17 protein-coding genes are annotated in these 17,660 nt (G+C 39.8%); 15 read left to right on the plus strand and 2 right to left on the minus strand.

The window, feature by feature from the left end; all coding sequences use genetic code 11:
• The 5 genes from L4D74_RS18710 to proX all read left to right on the plus strand — a co-directional run.
• A partial coding sequence (locus L4D74_RS18710; RefSeq protein ID WP_428753927.1) for an ATP-binding protein occupies nt 1–201 on the plus strand: 201 nt, incomplete at its 5' end.
• A 158-nt stretch (nt 202–359) separates the two neighbouring features.
• Entirely contained in the window at nt 360–1,754 is a 1,395-nt protein-coding gene (locus L4D74_RS18715; RefSeq protein WP_428753929.1) for an MBL fold metallo-hydrolase RNA specificity domain-containing protein, read from the plus strand.
• A 473-nt stretch (nt 1,755–2,227) separates the two neighbouring features.
• Nucleotides 2,228–3,415, plus strand: coding sequence for a glycine betaine/L-proline ABC transporter ATP-binding protein ProV (gene proV, locus L4D74_RS18720; protein WP_428753930.1), 1,188 nt, complete (start codon nt 2,228–2,230; stop codon nt 3,413–3,415).
• Between the two features lie 3 nt (nt 3,416–3,418).
• Nucleotides 3,419–4,495: a glycine betaine/L-proline ABC transporter permease ProW gene (proW, locus tag L4D74_RS18725; RefSeq protein ID WP_428753932.1), complete on the plus strand. Its 1,077-nt coding sequence runs from the start codon at nt 3,419–3,421 to the stop codon at nt 4,493–4,495.
• Entirely contained in the window at nt 4,496–5,503 is a 1,008-nt protein-coding gene (gene proX / locus L4D74_RS18730) for a glycine betaine/L-proline ABC transporter substrate-binding protein ProX (RefSeq protein WP_428753934.1), read from the plus strand.
• A 203-nt stretch (nt 5,504–5,706) separates the two neighbouring features.
• On the opposite strand, the gene L4D74_RS18735 is transcribed toward proX, so the two are convergent.
• Nucleotides 5,707–5,937, minus strand: coding sequence for a hypothetical protein (locus L4D74_RS18735; RefSeq protein ID WP_428753935.1), 231 nt, complete (start codon nt 5,935–5,937; stop codon nt 5,707–5,709).
• A gap of 229 nt (nt 5,938–6,166) precedes the next feature.
• Complete coding sequence (locus L4D74_RS18740) at nt 6,167–6,448, minus strand: hypothetical protein (RefSeq protein ID WP_428753937.1); 282 nt, start codon at nt 6,446–6,448, stop codon at nt 6,167–6,169.
• A 688-nt stretch (nt 6,449–7,136) separates the two neighbouring features.
• On the opposite strand from L4D74_RS18740, the gene metK reads away from it, so the two are divergent.
• The 10 genes from metK to L4D74_RS18790 all read left to right on the plus strand — a co-directional run bounded on the left by metK (nt 7,137) and on the right by L4D74_RS18790 (nt 17,497).
• Nucleotides 7,137–8,330 carry a methionine adenosyltransferase gene (metK, locus tag L4D74_RS18745; RefSeq protein ID WP_428753939.1) on the plus strand — a complete coding sequence of 398 codons (1,194 nt, stop codon included), beginning with the start codon at nt 7,137–7,139 and terminating at the stop codon, nt 8,328–8,330.
• A 28-nt stretch (nt 8,331–8,358) separates the two neighbouring features.
• The gene (locus L4D74_RS18750; RefSeq protein WP_428753941.1) at nt 8,359–9,216 is read left to right on the plus strand and encodes an ABC transporter permease; all 858 of its coding nucleotides are present in this window, start codon (nt 8,359–8,361) and stop codon (nt 9,214–9,216) included.
• 2 nt (nt 9,217–9,218) lie between these two features.
• A complete protein-coding gene (locus L4D74_RS18755; RefSeq protein WP_428753943.1) occupies nt 9,219–10,499 on the plus strand; it encodes an ABC transporter ATP-binding protein in 1,281 nt (426 codons plus the stop codon).
• Complete coding sequence (locus L4D74_RS18760) at nt 10,492–11,190, plus strand: FkbM family methyltransferase (RefSeq protein ID WP_428753944.1); 699 nt, start codon at nt 10,492–10,494, stop codon at nt 11,188–11,190. Before L4D74_RS18755 ends, L4D74_RS18760 begins: the two co-directional genes overlap by 8 nt.
• A gap of 479 nt (nt 11,191–11,669) precedes the next feature.
• Nucleotides 11,670–12,428, plus strand: coding sequence for a class I SAM-dependent methyltransferase (locus L4D74_RS18765; RefSeq protein ID WP_428753945.1), 759 nt, complete (start codon nt 11,670–11,672; stop codon nt 12,426–12,428).
• Complete coding sequence (locus L4D74_RS18770) at nt 12,425–13,285, plus strand: alpha-1,2-fucosyltransferase (protein WP_428753947.1); 861 nt, start codon at nt 12,425–12,427, stop codon at nt 13,283–13,285. Before L4D74_RS18765 ends, L4D74_RS18770 begins: the two co-directional genes overlap by 4 nt.
• Nucleotides 13,282–14,247 (plus strand): glycosyltransferase family 2 protein, encoded by a 966-nt coding sequence (locus L4D74_RS18775; RefSeq protein WP_428753948.1) that lies wholly within the window; start codon nt 13,282–13,284, stop codon nt 14,245–14,247. The genes L4D74_RS18770 and L4D74_RS18775 overlap by 4 nt, the downstream gene beginning before the upstream one ends.
• Complete coding sequence (locus L4D74_RS18780) at nt 14,234–15,259, plus strand: glycosyltransferase (protein ID WP_428753949.1); 1,026 nt, start codon at nt 14,234–14,236, stop codon at nt 15,257–15,259. Before L4D74_RS18775 ends, L4D74_RS18780 begins: the two co-directional genes overlap by 14 nt.
• A 41-nt stretch (nt 15,260–15,300) precedes the next feature.
• Complete coding sequence (locus L4D74_RS18785; RefSeq protein ID WP_428753950.1) at nt 15,301–16,314, plus strand: glycosyltransferase; 1,014 nt, start codon at nt 15,301–15,303, stop codon at nt 16,312–16,314.
• 67 nt (nt 16,315–16,381) lie between these two features.
• Nucleotides 16,382–17,497 (plus strand): glycosyltransferase, encoded by a 1,116-nt coding sequence (locus L4D74_RS18790; RefSeq protein WP_428753951.1) that lies wholly within the window; start codon nt 16,382–16,384, stop codon nt 17,495–17,497.
• Nucleotides 17,498–17,660: the final 163 nt, after the last annotated feature.

Here is a 17,660-nt window from a genome sequence, read left to right on the forward strand (position 1 = left end):
ATCGTAACCAGTAACTTGCCGTTCTCTCAATGGTCGAATGCGTTCGCTGACGATACAACACTAACGGCGGCATTACTGGATAGGCTTCTTCATCACTCACACATCGTACAAATCAGCGGAGAAAGCTATCGATTACGAGGAAAAAAGGCGGCTGGAACCATACCAACTGTACTAGAAAATCTATCTGAAAGTAGAAGTTAATTACGTGGGTGGGTCAGTTTTACTTCGGCGATAACGTCGATAAGTGGGTCAATTTTAAACTGGCGTTGACAGGAGTATATGGAAATCTTATCAAGCGCGTTATTCACACGACAAGGTTAATCACTCATTATGAAACACGACATAAATAAGGAGAGGGAATGCCACACACGAGCAAAGTCGTGCCGTTGACAGCCCAGGTAAATGTTACCGATCAAGTTAGCGTCATTCATCATGGTGGTAAGTCGTCGGTCACGGGCTCTTGCCATGAGTTAACGATAAATGGGCACTCACTGTTGATTGATTGTGGTTTGTTTCAAGGTAGCGACGCGGCTAATCGCTCGCTCGATATTGAGTTTAATACTGTCCATATTCAGGCGTTAGTGCTTACTCACGCCCACATCGATCATATAGGCCGGCTACCTTGGTTAGTGGCGGCGGGCTTTCAAGGCCCGATTTATTGCACGCACGCGACGGCGCACTTAGTGCCGTTGATGCTAGATGATGGCTTAAAGTTGCAATTAGACTTAACGCGCCAGCAACGAGTGCGGATTCTAGAACGAATTAAACGCCAGCTACGGCCAGTGGATTACGCAACCTGGGTGCCAGTAAAAGCGCGGCGACAAGGCTATTTTACCTACCTGCGTTTTAGCCCTGCAGGGCACATTTTGGGGAGCGCGTACGTGGAAATAAAGCTCCCTAACCATGAAATAGCGGTGTTTTCCGGCGATCTTGGCCCGAAGAATACGCCATTACTGCCCGATCCTCTGCCGCCAAAGCGCGCCGATTATCTGTTTATTGAAAGCACCTATGGCAATAAAAAGCATGAAAGCGTGCACGCGCGAAGTGAGCGACTACTTACAGTGATCGCTAAGAGTCTAAAAAACGGTGGGGCGATCATTATCCCGGCGTTTAGCGTGGGACGAACCCAAGAGCTGTTGTATGACATCGAATCATTGCTGCATCAGCAGCAGTTATCTCAGTCGCTGCCAATCATCATTGATTCTCCCATGGCGGCAAAAATTACCACGGCGTATCGGCAGTACCGAAAATTGTGGACACGCGAGGCAAAAAGTAAGCGCAATGCGGGGCGTTATCCGCTTAATTTTAGTCAGTGCGTGGTAATAGATAGCCATAAAGCGCACGCCGCTTTGGTGAATCGGCTCGCGTCTACGGGCGAGCCTGCCATCGTGATTGCCGCGTCGGGTATGTGTATGGGCGGGTGCGTGATGGATTACTTACAAGCGCTTCTGCCCGATGCCCGTAGCGATGTTATTTTTACTGGCTACCAAGCGAAGGGGACATTAGGGCGGTCATTGCAAAAGGGCGAAACTGGCGTGTGGATAGAGAACGCGAAAGTGACTGTGCAAGCCAGTATTCACACTATGTCGGGGTATTCGGCGCACGCTGATCAGCGTGATTTGTTGGAGTTTATTATTGGCTGTAAAAGCCATTTAAAACAGCTGCACCTCATTCATGGTGAAACGCGGAGTAAAGACGCGCTGGTGGAACAGGTTGCGCCGCACTTAGCGCCTTCCGCAATTATCTTCAACTAGCGCCGTTTACGAACGTTTTTTTGCAAGCGTTTTTGTTCGCTTTTTTTCACTAGCGTGTGATGGAGGTATTTTTGATGAAGTGGCATGAAGACAGAGAGTCGCGCTGCGAAGCATTTAGTAGACGGCGTCTTTTTAGGTAGAACGTCTCTCTTAATCTAGATAAGACAGTACGCTAGAAATTTAGTTAGTGCTCGAACTATTGTGAGATCTTCAATGTTAGCGCAATGTCATGGCGTGGTGGTGTGTCCCCTTATTACGGTATTGTTCAAAAGGATGTTAGAGAGAATTTAGCTAAGGGGTTAGATTAAAGTTGCATTTAATCAATGCTTTAAATTGCGACTAATACAAGATAATGTTTTGTTGTGACAAGGTTTATGCAGTGCATGTGAATGATATACCTTGATTAACGAAGGTAAATTACTTAGAGTACTAACCGTTTATTTGCATGGAAACACCTTAAAAGGACAAACAATATGGATCCCATACTGGAAGTTAAGGGACTGTACAAAGTGTTTGGAGAAGACACTGACCGCGCATTTTCAATGATCAATGAAGGTGCCGACAAAGATGAAGTGTTTGAAAAAACGGGCTTAACCATTGGCGTTAATGACGTTTCTCTTAGCATTAATGAAGGCGAGATTTTTGTTATCATGGGGCTTTCTGGCTCTGGTAAATCGACGTTAGTACGCCTGCTTAATCGACTCATCGAACCTACTCGTGGCAACGTGCTACTTAAGGGCAAAGACATTGCCCACATCTCTGAAGATGAACTTCGCCAAGTCCGCCGTAACAACATCTCTATGGTATTTCAAAACTTTGCCCTCATGCCTCATATGACGGTGATTGAAAACGCGGCTTTTGGTTTAGAGCTTGCGGGAATTGAGCTTGATAAACGCCGTGTGTGCGCATTAAGTGCGCTTGAGCGCGTAGGGCTCGGCGCATACCCAGAATCGTACCCAGATGAATTATCCGGAGGCATGAAGCAGCGCGTAGGCCTTGCTAGAGCGCTGGCGTGCGATCCCGATATCTTATTAATGGATGAAGCGTTTTCTGCGCTCGATCCTCTTATCCGTACCGAAATGCAAGATGAGCTGATTCGTCTGCAAAACGATGACAAGCGTACCATTGTGTTTATTTCTCACGATTTAGATGAAGCGATGCGCATTGGTGATCGTATTGCCATTATGCAGCATGGTGAAGTGGTTCAAGTCGGTACGCCAGACGATATTCTTAATAACCCGGCCAATGATTACGTCGAAGCTTTCTTCCGAGGCGTCAATGTGGCTAGTGTGCTCACAGCCAAAGACATTGCCCGTAAAAAGCCGGCTGCGGTATTTAAAAAATCTGAACATGACGGCCCAGCATCAGCTTTGCAGATCCTAATGGATAACGACAGGGACTATGGCATCGTTGTTGAGAAGACCAGCCATTATTCTGGCATTGTTTCTGTGGATTCTTTGCGCTTAGCGCACAAAGAAAACCGTACGTTAGTGAGCGCTCAGCTTGAAGCAGGGTTAACCCTTAAGCCTAATCAGCCAATCAATGACATTCTAGGTGCCGTTGCAAGCGTGCCGTATTCGGTGCCAGTGGTGGATGAAAGTGGCCACTACTTTGGGGTTGTGACCAAATCACGACTGCTTCAGACATTAGATAAGGGATAAATCATGTCATCAGAAACAAGTAACGATCCGTGGTCACAGCCTGCCAGTCAGCCCGCTGCGGATCCTTGGGGTCAAACGGCGGAGTCTCCGGCAGCTAATGACTGGTTAAGCAGTGAAGTGGTAGAAGAAACCTCCTTCGACATCTTAAACCCTTTTGAAGAAGCCGTGCTTCCTGTCGATAACTGGGTTGAATCAGGATTAAACTGGCTGGTGGAACATGGCCGTCCGGTATTTCAGGCCATTCGCGTGCCGATCGATTTTATTCTAAGTTCATTTGAGACGGCACTTGTGTCTACGCCTGCGCCATTTATGTTGGTGTTGTTGTTTTTATTGGCGTGGCAATTTTCAAATTTAAGACTGGGTCTTGCAACCGCCGTATCGTTTATCTTTATTGGCTTAATTGGCGCGTGGTCTCAGGCGATGGTGACGCTCTCGCTGGTGATGACCTCGGTGTTTTTCTGCCTGCTGATTGGCCTGCCTTTAGGGATTTGGCTGGCTCGCAGTAATACCGCGGCTAAATTTGTGCGGCCTATCTTGGATGCGATGCAAACTACCCCTGCCTTTGTTTATCTGGTGCCTATCGTCATGCTGTTTGGCATTGGTAACGTACCGGGTGTGGTCGTGACCATTATTTTTGCGCTGCCACCTGTGGTTCGCTTAACGATTTTAGGTATTCAACAAGTACCGGAAGAGCTAATAGAAGCGGGTCACTCGTTTGGTGCCAGCAAGAAACAGATGCTTTATCGAATTCAGTTGCCACTCGCGTTGCCAACAATAATGGCAGGCGTGAACCAAACCTTAATGTTGTCGCTGTCTATGGTGGTGATTGCTTCTATGATTGCGGTGGGCGGTTTAGGACAAATGGTACTGCGCGGCATTGGTCGTTTAGATATGGGGCTGGCGGCCGTTGGCGGTCTTGGCATTGTTATTTTAGCTATTTTGCTGGATCGCATTACTCAAGTATTGGGCGTTAATGCAGGCAATACAAAGTTGCGTTGGTACCACACGGGACCTGCGGCAATCTTATTGAAAATTTTTACTCAGAAGCGTACTCAAAACACTGAAATTTTGGAGAAATAAATGAAGACTTCATGGAAGAAAAGCTTAGCGGTTGGCGTTGTGTCTGCCTTAGCGGTATCTAGCAACGTATGGGCTGAGAAGCTGCCGGGCGAGGGCGTAACGGTCCAGCCTGTACAATCGACGGTTGCTGAAGAGACGTTTCAAACCCTAATTGTTAACCGTGCACTTGAAGCGCTAGGTTACGATGTAAAAGACACCAAAGAAGTCGATTACAACGTGGGTTATACCTCTATTGCTAAAGGTGACGCAACGTTTCTAGCGGTGGGTTGGTTCCCACTCCATGGCGATAAGTACACGAAAGCTGGTGGTGATGAAAAGTTCTACCGTAAAGGTCAATACATCAGTGGTGCGGCGCAAGGTTACCTCATTGATAAAAAGACCGCCGAGCAATACGGTATTACTAACATCGGTCAATTAAATGATCCAAAAATTGCCAAGCTGTTTGATGCAGACGGTGACGGCAAAGCAGACCTGACAGGTTGTAACCCAGGTTGGGGCTGTGAAATGGTGATTGAAGAGCAGCTTACTGCGTTTAAATTACGCGATACCGTGAGCCACAATCAAGGTAACTATGCGGCGATCATCGCTGATACGATCTCACGTTACAAGAACGGCGAGCCCGTACTTTACTTTACGTGGACGCCGTATTGGGTAAGTGGCGTGTTGGTGCCAAATAAAGATGTGGTATGGCTTGAAGTGCCATTCTCGGCATTGCCGGGTGAGCGTAAGGGCGTGGATACCACATTACCAAATGGCAAAAACTACGGCTTTGAAATGAACGCGATGAACATTATCGCTAATAAAGAGTTTGCTGAGCAAAACCCAGCAGCGGCTAAGCTTTTTGAAATTATTAAACTCAACATCAATGATGTGAGTGCGCAGAATATGATGATGAGCAATGGCAAAAATAGCACTGCAGATATTGAATCGCACGTGAATGGCTGGATTAAAGCCAACCAAGCTCAATTTGATGCATGGGTAGCGGAAGCGAAAAAAGCAGCGCTGTAGTGCTTTATTATATGCTGTAAATGCAATCAGCGATCTAATATAAAAAGTACCACTTAGTAAAAAACCAGTGACGTAAGGTCGCTGGTTTTTTTGTGGACAACTTATAGAACTGGTCTTATTAACACGTTGTTTATCGTAAGTCGTTTTTTACTCGTGGTGTGTTTGCGTTCTATCCTAGGACCTAGGTTCCAGGAACCTAAAACCTAGTCCGGCATGGAGCGGCGCATGTCGTCAGACTTTTTGAAAAACCAAAATGATCCAATGCAAAAGAAAAGCGCACAAAGTGAAACGAGGATGATTTGGATATTTTCTGTAATCAGTAGTGAGCCAATAGCGAGCATGGCCATGGTAATCACGGCGAGTTCAATGAAGCGCCCTGCGCCTTTGTTTTTGTGACGAAATGATGCATAACGAAGTGTAAGTGCAAATCCCATGGGTGATAGACTCCTATTGTTTGTAACTGCTCACTTCCTTGGTGCAGCCTTTATGAGTGATTAATATTATTAATTAGTAACATTATTAGAATACGGCAGTCAGAATCGATTCATTAACTCAACTCGCTAAAAGTGGAATGAATCTCTAATTTATAACACTATCAGTTAGAGGTGCTGCACAATAAACAGACAAGACAATAGGTGGGTTGTGAGTGAACACATTGCTTGGTTACCAGTGCAGGTCGAGGTCTTGTCCTGCGATTATTCCCACCTCTATGGTTTGCCAGCGCTCAATGATCTGAGAGACGTCTTGGGCGCTTAATCGCTTCTGTTTGATTTGGCCCTGCTTTGTTTTGAGCTCAAGTACGAACTGGCTGGTGGTTGGCGTTGAGTCATTGTCGATGCTTTTCCAGCATACGCTAGACGCTTTAGGATCTTCTATTGGTCCCCAAGCAAGGGCAAATCGGGTATCGGGTAGGTTTACCCATAAAGTCAGAGAGCTACAATCCATAAATCTTCCTTGATAACGGTCTGTGATGAGGCGATGCGCTATCGCCTTTATTATATTGCCTATGCGGAAATGGCTATTCTTCGTGTTGTGTGTGTTAGATTTGTTGCGTAATTGTTAATGTAGCGCCTTTGGCTTTTATTGTCTAGTTAAGCAGGGTGTCAGAGTCATTTGACTCTGACACCAAAGTTGGGGTGGTTCTCGATAGCAAGATCAAAAAGGACATCATAGGCGAGGATTCTTTTGTCTTGGGTGTTTGCAAGTGCGAGATACTGGGAATGAGGCGTTAATATGGGTAATGACTGAGCGCCTTCCTTCAACTAAACTTATCTGGTAAATACTGGTGTTAAGCATCATTTTCGAGTTAGGGATAAGGTATCGCACTCCACAGTGAAGTCAGGTACAATTTGGGCAGTTTAACCTTAGTTTTTAGTGTTTAATCTAAACACTAAGGCTTAGTTTTTAATCGCTGGAATTTAGCCTTTGGGAGCGTAACCCAAGGGCGGTAGCGTGCTTAATGATAAGGTAGGGTTTGAGAGTATAGGTCACTGGCGGCACGGGTGCGGTCACGGAACATTCATGAAAGTGCCAATGTTTAAAGGCTTGCGTATATTGAAGAAGAGTAAATGACTATAGTTTTGCTCTTTCTAATCATTAGGTTTAAATAACAAATATTAAAATAGGATTTAAAATGTATTTATTTACGAGTGAAGTGGTTGCTCCTGGCCATCCAGACAAATGTGCAGACATCATTTCAGACTCTATTGTTGACGCGTTAATCATCCATGATTCGCAATCTCGAGTTGCGAGTGAGGTGTTTGTTGCGGGTAAAAATATCATTATTGGTGGTGAAGTAAAAACAACAGCAAATTTATCACAAGCCGACTATGAGAAGATCGTTAAGGATGCATTGGTAAAAATTGGCTACACAGGAAAAAGTGCTTTCACGAAAGAACAATGCTTACACCCCGATGATGTCAATGTGCAAATATTGTTAAATCAGCAATCTCCAGACATCAATCAAGGTGTTGACCAAGAAGATGGCGAAACAGGTGCCGGAGACCAAGGTATCATGTTTGGTTATGCTATTGCAGAAACGGCTGATTTTATGCCTTCTGCTATCTCTTATGCTCGTATGCTTAGTGATAAGGTATATCATTATGCGTTAAACCATGATCATAAACTTGGTGTTGATATTAAAACACAAGTAACGATTGATTATGGTAATAAAGAGAACTTTGAAAACGGTAAGCCTCAAAAAATCCATACTATCGTTGTATCTGCGCCATCAGTAGAAAATATGCCAATTGAAGAAGTGCGTAGCCTAATTCAGGGCTTAATTGATGATACCGGTTTGCCAACTGATCTTTACAACCCTCAAGATACTATTATTCATATCAACCCAACTGGTCGTTACGTGAACCATAGTTCACTTCATGACTCAGGGCTAACAGGTCGTAAATTGATTGTTGATTCATTTGGTGGCTATGCTCCAATTGGTGGTGGTGCGCAATCCTCTAAAGATTACACTAAAGTTGACCGCTCTGGCTTATACGCAGGCCGTTGGTTGGCAAAGCATATTGTAGCAGCAGGCCTAGCCACAAAATGTATTGTCCAGCTTTCTTATGCAATTGGTGTGGCCAAACCAACGTCAGTATCAGTTGATACCCAAGGTACATTCACAAAAGTCGATGATGATGTGTTGTCACAATTCATCATTGATACCTTCCCTTTAACTCCTAACTGGATTACTAAGAAATTCAATCTTGATAAACCAAGTGCTGAAACCTTCCTATATGCTGATGTCGCATCTCGTGGTCAAGTTGGTCAAAGTGACTATCCTTGGGAACAATTAGACGAACTGGATAAATTTCAGTCAATGTGATTCATATAATTATATAAAGGGTTTCGTAATGGGCGGAAATAAATCAGATGAATGGTCAGATATCATTACATCGGATCAGAAATTAATAGATTTAAAGCTGAAAGAGGTGTGGAAATACAGAGACCTACTTTTTATGCTGGTAAAAAGAGATTTTGTATCGGTTTATAAGCAGACCATTTTGGGGCCTCTTTGGTTTTTTATTCAACCGATTTTAACGACCATCACATTTACAGTTATATTTGGTAACCTAGCAGGGATCTCTACAGATGGGTTGCCGCATATTTTATTTTATTTGGCAGGTATAACTTTTTGGAATTATTTTGCAGTATGTTTAGAAAGGTCATCAACCGTATTTAGAGATAATCAATCGGTATTTGGTAAAGTTTACTTTCCTCGATTAGTAGTTCCTTTGGGTCTAGCTGTGTCAAATTTGATCAAGTTTTCAATTCAGTTTGGATTGTTTGCAGCTGTACTTTGTTATTACATTTTATTTACGGAGGTGGAGATAGATATCAATTATGTTGCATTCATGTTCCCACTGCTCGTGATTATGATAGCAGGGATAGCACTTGGAATAGGAATGATCATTACATCATTGACGAATAAATACAGGGATTTAGTCTTTTTAATTACCTTCGGTATCCAGTTGTTAATGTATGCCACACCAGTAATATACCCATTATCTTCGGTGCCTGAAAAAATGAAAATATGGTTGGTTTTAAATCCTTTAACTTCAATTATTGAAACATTTAAATTCGGATTTCTAGGTAAAGGTACGTTTGATATATTATATTTAACTTACAGTTTTGTATTTATGTTAGTGATAGTGTGTGTTGGTACTATAATTTTCAACAAGACAGAGAAAAACTTTATGGACACGGTTTGAATATGACTAATAATGATGATGCCGTAATTAAAATTGAAGGTGTAAGCAAGCGCTATAGATTAGGTGAAGTTGGTACAGGGACTATCTCCCACGATTTGAATCGTCTTTGGTGTAAATTAGTAGGAAAGGAAGACCCTTACTTAAAAGTTGGTGAAGTTAATGATAGAACAAAAAAGGGAACTTCTGACTATGTTCAAGTACTCAATGGAATAGATCTAGAAGTAAAAAAAGGTGAAATATTAGGTATTATTGGTAAGAATGGGGCAGGAAAATCTACGCTTTTGAAAGTGTTGTCCAAAGTTACTGGACCGACAGAAGGGACAATTAAGACTAAAGGTAGAATAGCCTCGTTATTAGAGGTTGGTACTGGATTTCACCCTGAATTAACAGGACGTGAAAATATCTATATGAACGGAACTCTTATGGGTATGTCACGTAAAGAGATAACCTGTAAGTTAGAAGAGATAGTTGAGTTCGCTGGAATAGAGCGTTATCTTGACACGCCAGTTAAGCGCTATTCATCTGGTATGACAGTTAGACTGGGCTTTGCAATTGCTGCGCATTTAGAACCAGAAATATTGATAGTTGATGAAGTATTAGCTGTTGGTGATGCTGAGTTTCAAAAAAAAGCAATTGGTAAAATGCAGGATGTTAGTGAGAGTCAGGGAAGAACAGTGTTGTTTGTTAGTCATAATATGGCTGCAATGAAAAAGATGTGTACGAAAGCAATTCTCTTAGAGCAAGGTCAAATAGTTGCTGAGGGTAAAGTTGATGATGTAATTGATAGATATCTTGCTAATCAAGTTTGCCAACTTGGGAAAAATAAACAAGTTGTTAAAAGTTCAAAATATATAAGAGATATTAGCTATTTATTAGATGGAAATGAATTAGATAACTATAGCTTAAAGGCTGATGACACTCTAGAGATTCTCGGTAAGTTTTATGTAGATGAAATACCGGATAGATTTGAACTAAGGATCTTAATTAAAAATAAGGCCGGAGAGGTTGTTGCTGCTTTGTCATCAGGTTTAATGAATGGTGTCTATTTCAAAAAAACAATTGATGATGAATTTCATGTCTCTATCGATATCTCTGGTCTAACGCTAGGGGTATACTCTATAGATATTGATGTATATATTCCATGGGTTGAAACATATGAGATATTAGAAAACATATGCTCATTTGAAGTGGCTAGTCATGATATAAACAATACGGGGTTCTCCTATTCGACTGTATGGGATCCAAAACTATTTTTAAAAAGCACCTGGACCAAAAATGATTAATAAAATTATAAATAGAATGAGAGGTTTTAATAAGCCTAATGCAAAAAGTAGTTATTCTCAGTGTGGAGAGGATATGATTGTTGCATTTGTTTTCGAAGTTCTTGGTATTGATACTCCATTTTATGTGGATATTGGTGCACATAACTCAGAGTTTATTAATAACACAAAGTATTTTTATGATAAAGGTGCAACTGGTATAAATATAGAGCCAGACCCAAGCCTATACAATTCTTTTTGCAAGGGAAGAGCACGCGATATCAATTTGAATATTGGCATTGGTCTCGAAAAATCAGAAATGAATTTTTACAGAATGAATGCAAGCGCCTTAAATACCTTTTGCAAAGAAACTGCATATTCTTATGCTGAGAAAGGAAAGTATGAGGTTGAAGAAGTAATTAAGGTGAACGTTGATACAATTAATTCCGTATTTAACCAATACTGTAATGAAAAAGGGATTGATTTTTTATCTGTTGATGTTGAAGGGCACGATGAATCAATCATTCGATCCATCGATTACTCTCGATACTCACCTAAGGTTATTATAGTAGAAACAGCTGAATTCTCAGAGTCAGGAGTTACAAAGAAAAATACAGATATCGGAGATTTTCTATTAAACAAAGGGTATTTCCTTTATGGCGATACTAACATTAATAGTATCTTTGTTTTGAGAAGTCTATGGGAAAGTAGATAAACACTAGGTTTAGAAATAGCATGGATAAAGTAGGATATAATGACATCATAATTCCAGCTATTGAATATATGTTTTTAATTCCAGATTTAAATATGATGATATAATTTAAACTTCGATTATCAATGGCCTACGGTTATTGTAATTTGTATTTCAGTCTATATGTTATGTGTTTAACTGTATTGTATTTTCTATATGACTTGCGAGTTCATGATTTCCCTCCGCTACAGTGAGTAAGTTAAGCTGGAGTTGATGACTTATTTATAGCACCTATAGGACAAGTGGGATATTTATTCAAGGCGCATAGGTTCTATGGTTTTATTAATTAATATGTTCTAAATTGCGAGTTGATCGATTTTCATGCATCCATGACCGACTGTGAGTGGTATAGTTATTCATTTTAGAATAATTGCCAAGTTTATATGATTACGTTGCGGGTGTTTTTTATTAAAAAACAGAACAGTAGATATTTGGTTAGATAAATGGTCATTACTAAAATAAAAAATCGCTTTATAGCAAAATTTAACAAAATTATTTTTGAAAAGTTTCCACTGTCAGTAGTTGAGAATGGTGAGGCTCGAGAGCGATGGCTTGAATGCCAATTAAAATCTCTTCCTGATGGTATTCGTATACTAGATGCTGGTGCTGGTGAACTAGACAAAAAAAAATACTGTGATCACTTAGAATATGTATCACAAGATTTTGCCCAATATGATGGTGTTGGCGATGGTAATGGCCTGCATATGGGGACGTGGGATCAGTCTAAAATTGATATAGTGTGTGATATTATAAGTATGCCTATTGAAAATGATTCGTTTGATGCCGCGATATGTATCGAGGTTTTGGAACACCTACCAAATCCTGTAGCTGCAATTACAGAGTTGGTTCGAATTCTAAAACCAGGCGGTATATTAATTATTACAGCACCTTTTAATTCGTTAACACATTTCGCACCCTATCATTATTGCTCTGGTTTTAATAAATATTGGTATGAAGAGCATTTCAAAAAGTTGGGAGTCTCTGAAGTGAAGATATCGCCACATGGTAATTACCATGCTTCAGTTTTTCAAGAACTTGGTAGAGTTCCAAGTATCTTAGATGAATATAACCTACCGCCTTTGAGTAATGTTGAAAGGTGGGCGCAAAGAATTTTATTGTCTCGTTTATCTAAAGTAGCGAATAGAGATATGGATAGTCATGCGCTAGCATGTTTTGGATACAATGTGGTTGTAAGAAAATGATTATTTCAAGTTTACAGGGTGGCTTAGGAAATCAGATGTTCCAGTACGCGGCTGCGTACTCTTTATCGATTGATAAAGGTTGTGACGTTGAGTTAGACTTGTCTTGGTTTGATAGCCAGCAAGCGACAACATATCGTTCTTTTGAACTGAATGTGTTCGGAGCTAAATTTGAAGAGGTCAAACACCAAGCTAAGAGGGGGTTTGTTGAGCACTGTATTTTTAAAATTAGGCAGTGTTGCTCTAAACATTCTTTGAAGGTTATCAATGAGCCACATTTTCATTATTGGCCGGATATTAACAATATCGCTCTCGGATCAAAGCTTGTAGGATATTGGCAGTCAGATAAGTACTTTTCACATAATAGGAAAAGTATATTAGATGAATTTACTTTTCCAAAGATTACGGAAGAACACAACGTTTATTATGCTGACAGGATTTCTAGTACATTAAATTCAGTCAGCTTACATGTTCGTCGCGGCGATTATGTGTCTGATGCTAGTACTAACGCACATCATGGATGTTGTAGTATGGGGTACTATCAGCGGTCTATTAGTAAACTCGATTCTCAGCTTGACGATACTCACTACTTTATTTTTAGTGATGATCCTAAATGGGTTCAAGATACATTTAAACTCGACAATATGACAATCGTAGTCGGTAACAACGACTCCCTTTCTTATCGAGACATGCAGCTAATGTCTATGTGTAAGCATCACATCATAGCTAATAGTTCATTCTCGTGGTGGGGAGCTTGGTTGGGTAATCAAGCAGGGTTAACAATTGCTCCTAAAAATTGGTTTTTGAAGTCGGATATAGATACCAGTGATGTCTACGCAGATTCATGGTTGGTAATATGAAAGGAATAGTCGATGTTTCAGTGATCATCCCTGCTTACAACGTAGAAAAGTACATTGAAGATTGCTTAAGAAGTGTTCTCTCTCAAACAGTAAAGCCCAAAGAGATAATTGTTGTAAATGATGGATCCAGCGATACAACACTCGCTCTAGTAAAACAGTATGAAAATGAATACGATAATATTAGGTGCATTAGTAAACAAAATGCTGGTTTATCAGATGCTAGAAATAGTGGCATTCGAGTAGCAACTAGCAAATATATTGCCTTTTTAGATTCTGATGACTTGTGGCACCCGACGAAGTTAGCTAAACAGTTAGATTTATTTGATGATGATAATCTTGAATTAGGTTTGGTCTATAGTGCCTATGAGCTCTGTGATCAAAATAGTCAACCTACTACCGGAATCATTATTGACCCTTGTATCAAGGGGGATGCGCTAGAACACTTAATTGAGAAAGGGAATTTAATTTCGGGTAGTGGTTCGGGTGTGTTAATTAAACGCTCTGTATTTGAAGATGTAGGTGAGTTTGATATTAGTCTCCGATACGCTGAAGACCTGGATATGTGGATTAGAATTGCTGAAAAGTACCACGTCGACTTTGTAGATGAGGTATTAGTTATTATTAGGACACATTCGGATAGCATGCAAGCTCAGTATACATCTCATTATACTAAGTTTTTAGCTAATTGGCCCCTGTATTCTAAACACTCTGGTTATTTTACACGTAAAGATATGCTAAAAAACCTTCGATTTAACGCGGTTAATGCAGCACTAGAGAGCACTTTACGAGGGGTACACTACCAAAAAATGACTCCCATCAGGCATATTAAAATGCTTATGCTTGGAAAGAATCGATTTTTCAATAGTTCATTTACATTGTATATTGTCTTGATGAAATGTCTTGCTAGAAGAGTTGCGAATAAACTCCACGTCATTAGGGAAATGTATTTTGCCAAAAATTAGTGTAATTCTTCCGGTATATAATGGTGAAAAATATTTATCTCAAGCTATCGAGAGTGTATTAAGTCAGTCGTTTTGTGACTTTGAATTGATCGTTTTAAATGATGGATCCACCGATAAAACTCAAGATATTATTGATAGTTATTGTGGTGATTCTCGATTAAAGCCCGTAGCTCATGATAATATAGGTTTAGTCAAAACTCTAAATAAAGGTTTAGAGCTTGCTAAAGGAAAGCTTGTTGCTCGAATGGACGCCGATGATATATGTCATGCCGAACGTTTTGAAGTTCAGTATATGAAGTTTTCTAGTGATTATTCATTGTCTGTTTTGGGTTCGGCAATTCAGCTAATCGATGAAGATGATGAGAGAATCAGATGTGTTGATTATCCTAGAACAGAGGGAATAGATTCTTTTATTAGAAAAGGTAGCCCTGTTGCCCACCCGGCAGTTATGATGAAACTTGAAGATATTAGAAGTATTGGAGGCTATAGAGAAGCCTTCGATTGTGCAGAAGACTATGATCTTTGGTTTCGATTACATGATGCTGGCTACAAAATTGACAATTGTCCTCAAGTTCTTATGGATTATAGACAGACGCAGTCGGGTATCTCTTTTTCTCAAAGTAGCAAGCAAGCAGTAGTTACTAGACTAGTAAAAATGGCCCATGATATGCGGATTACTGAGGGAAAGGATTCATTCGATAGCACCACGACGACGAGCATAGATTCTTTAAAAATAGGTTTGGGTAAGTATATTGGTATTGTGGAATTTGCACGATATGAGTTGATATGGTTTAAAACATATAACATAAGCTTTGAACATATGGAGGATGTAAATTCTCGTTTTAATAGGTGTTGTAAATCACTTCGACCTGAATCAAAATCTTTATTTTTATTAAAAAGATCAACTGTGTATTTCAATTCCGGATATTATACGAAGTTCTTTCTGGATTTTATAAGATCTTTTTGTTTTAGCCCAAAAATGTTTTTTTTACAATTGAAAAATAGGCTCTAATTGTTTATTGTCTGCTGGCCTAAATTAAGTGATTAGTTTGTATGAAAAATAAAATACCTTTAGTTTCAGTGGTTCTCCCTGTTTATAACTGTGAGGATTATATAAGCGAAGCAATTCAGAGTATATTGAATCAAACATTTACTCGATTTGAATTAATTGTTGTTGACGATGGTTCCAATGACCGCTCATTAGAGATTGTAAATGGCTATCTATGCGACCCAAGAGTTATTGTGAGATCCCGAAAAAATTTAGGACTAGTAGCCTCATTAAATGAAGGTATAGAGATTGCGAAGAGTAATTTAATTGCTCGAATGGATGCAGATGACATTGCATTACCGAATAGGCTGCAAGTTCAATATGATAACATGTGTAGCAATCAAGATATTGCTGTGCTAGGGAGTTTCATACAAGTTATTAGCGAGTCAGGTGATGAGCGAGAAATTATAACTTACCCAAATGGAGATGCGCTTAGCAAAGAAATAATGTTTAGCTCACCAGTTGCTCACCCTGCAGTTATTATGAGAAAAGATATTATAGTTTCTCTTGGTGGCTATCGAGAAGCTTTTATTCATGCAGAGGATTATGATTTATGGCTTAGGATCTATGATTCGGGTTATAAAATATCAAACTTGAAACAAGTATTGCTTCGTTACAGACAGACAGAAAGTGGCATCACTAGAAAATTCTATCAGTCTCAGGCTATTACGACTAGAGTTGCTCAGCTGGCACACCACATGAGGATAAAGTATGGCACGGATTCTTTTAATGGTAGTGAGCGAGTAGGTTTGAAGCAATTATCTGAATATGTAGGCGAGTTTATTTCAGAAAATGAATTCTATCACTACGAGTTATTGGCTAATGAAAATATGGTAAAAGAATATTCAGATATTTATGGATTAGCAATAAGCAATAAAGCTAAGTCATTATACTTCTGTCGACTAGCAAGAGATATCTACTCTAGTAATATACTTTATTCCATAAACTTTGCCATCCGTGCATTTTATTGCTCACCTTCTTTATTTATATCCAGGTTTCTTAAGTTAATTAATAATTAATGACTTATCACTGTAGCAGTACTTAGAGATAAATACAGTTGCAATATTATTTATATTAAGGTTTAAGATGCTTAAGAATGATACGAATAAATTTGTTGTTTTTGTAGATAGTGTTGGCGGTATGGGTGGAACGCGTAGTTTTCTCCTTAAGCTCCTTGATTACTATTACCAAAATGATTTTCAAACACTATTGGTGATCCAAAAGCAGCAACTGGATAGTCGTCTTCTTGATTATTGTGAAGATAGAAATATTCAGTTGTTAAAGCTTCCAACAAGAAGTGATATATTTAAGAAAACCTATTTTTCAGTATTATATGATGTATATGCATATTTTCTATTACGGTGTATATGCAAGCCTAAAGTTATTCTTGCAACGATAGGAACTCCTCGTCTTTTTAGTGGGCTATTCTTCTTTTCTTCACCCTTAATTTACTTCCTTCATACTTGCCCCAATCCAGCTACGATTAAAGTAAGTTTTATGGATAAACTAGTAAAGTTATTTGTCAGTAAAAAAAAGCGGTTTATAACAGTCTCCCAATACGCAAAGAGTAAAATTAATGCGAACATGCTGATTGACCCCAAATTTATAGATGTCATTTATAACTCTGCGCCGATAAGTCCTTCGATAGCCGATACTAAATTATGCAAGGTAGTTCTTAGTGTCGGTCACCTTAATGATTACAAGAACCCATTCACGTGGTACAAAGTTGCGAAGGAAATTGTAAAAACAACAGAAAATGTAAGATTTATTTGGGTGGGAGAAGGGCCTTTATTGACTACTTTAAATGAGCAGGTTATTAAAGATGGTCTTTCAGAGCACATCGAATTATGTGGTCTGAGACATAATATGAGCGAAATCTATCAGCAAGCTTCAATTTTATTTCATCCAAGTTATGTTGAAAGTCATGGTATTGCTATCGTCGAAGCAATGTCGTTCTCTTTACCTTGTGTTGCTTCAAATGCAGGAGGGATTCCGGAGTCTATAATTCATAACGAGACAGGTTACTTATGTGAACCTAATGATAGCGATGACTTTGTCATTAAGATTAAAGAACTACTTAGTAACGAAGATAAAGCTATTTTATTTGGAATTAATGGTAGAAGTAAAATGATGAACGAATTTAGTGAGTCAAGTCAAGAAAATGCAATTATTAATATTGTTTCTGATTTAAGTCGCACTTGATTTGTATTTATAGTAATTAGTCCACTGGATGTAGAGCCCAGAGCCCAGAGCCCAGAGCCCAGAGCCCAGAGCCCAGAGCCCAGAGCCCAGAGCCAGGGGGAATCCGCGAGCATACCCATGTCGGAAGGGGAGATGGCATATTAAAAAGTTCTACTAGCTGAAA

Source organism: Vibrio cionasavignyae (assembly GCF_050337155.1).
GTDB lineage: Bacteria > Pseudomonadota > Gammaproteobacteria > Enterobacterales > Vibrionaceae > Vibrio > Vibrio nomapromontoriensis.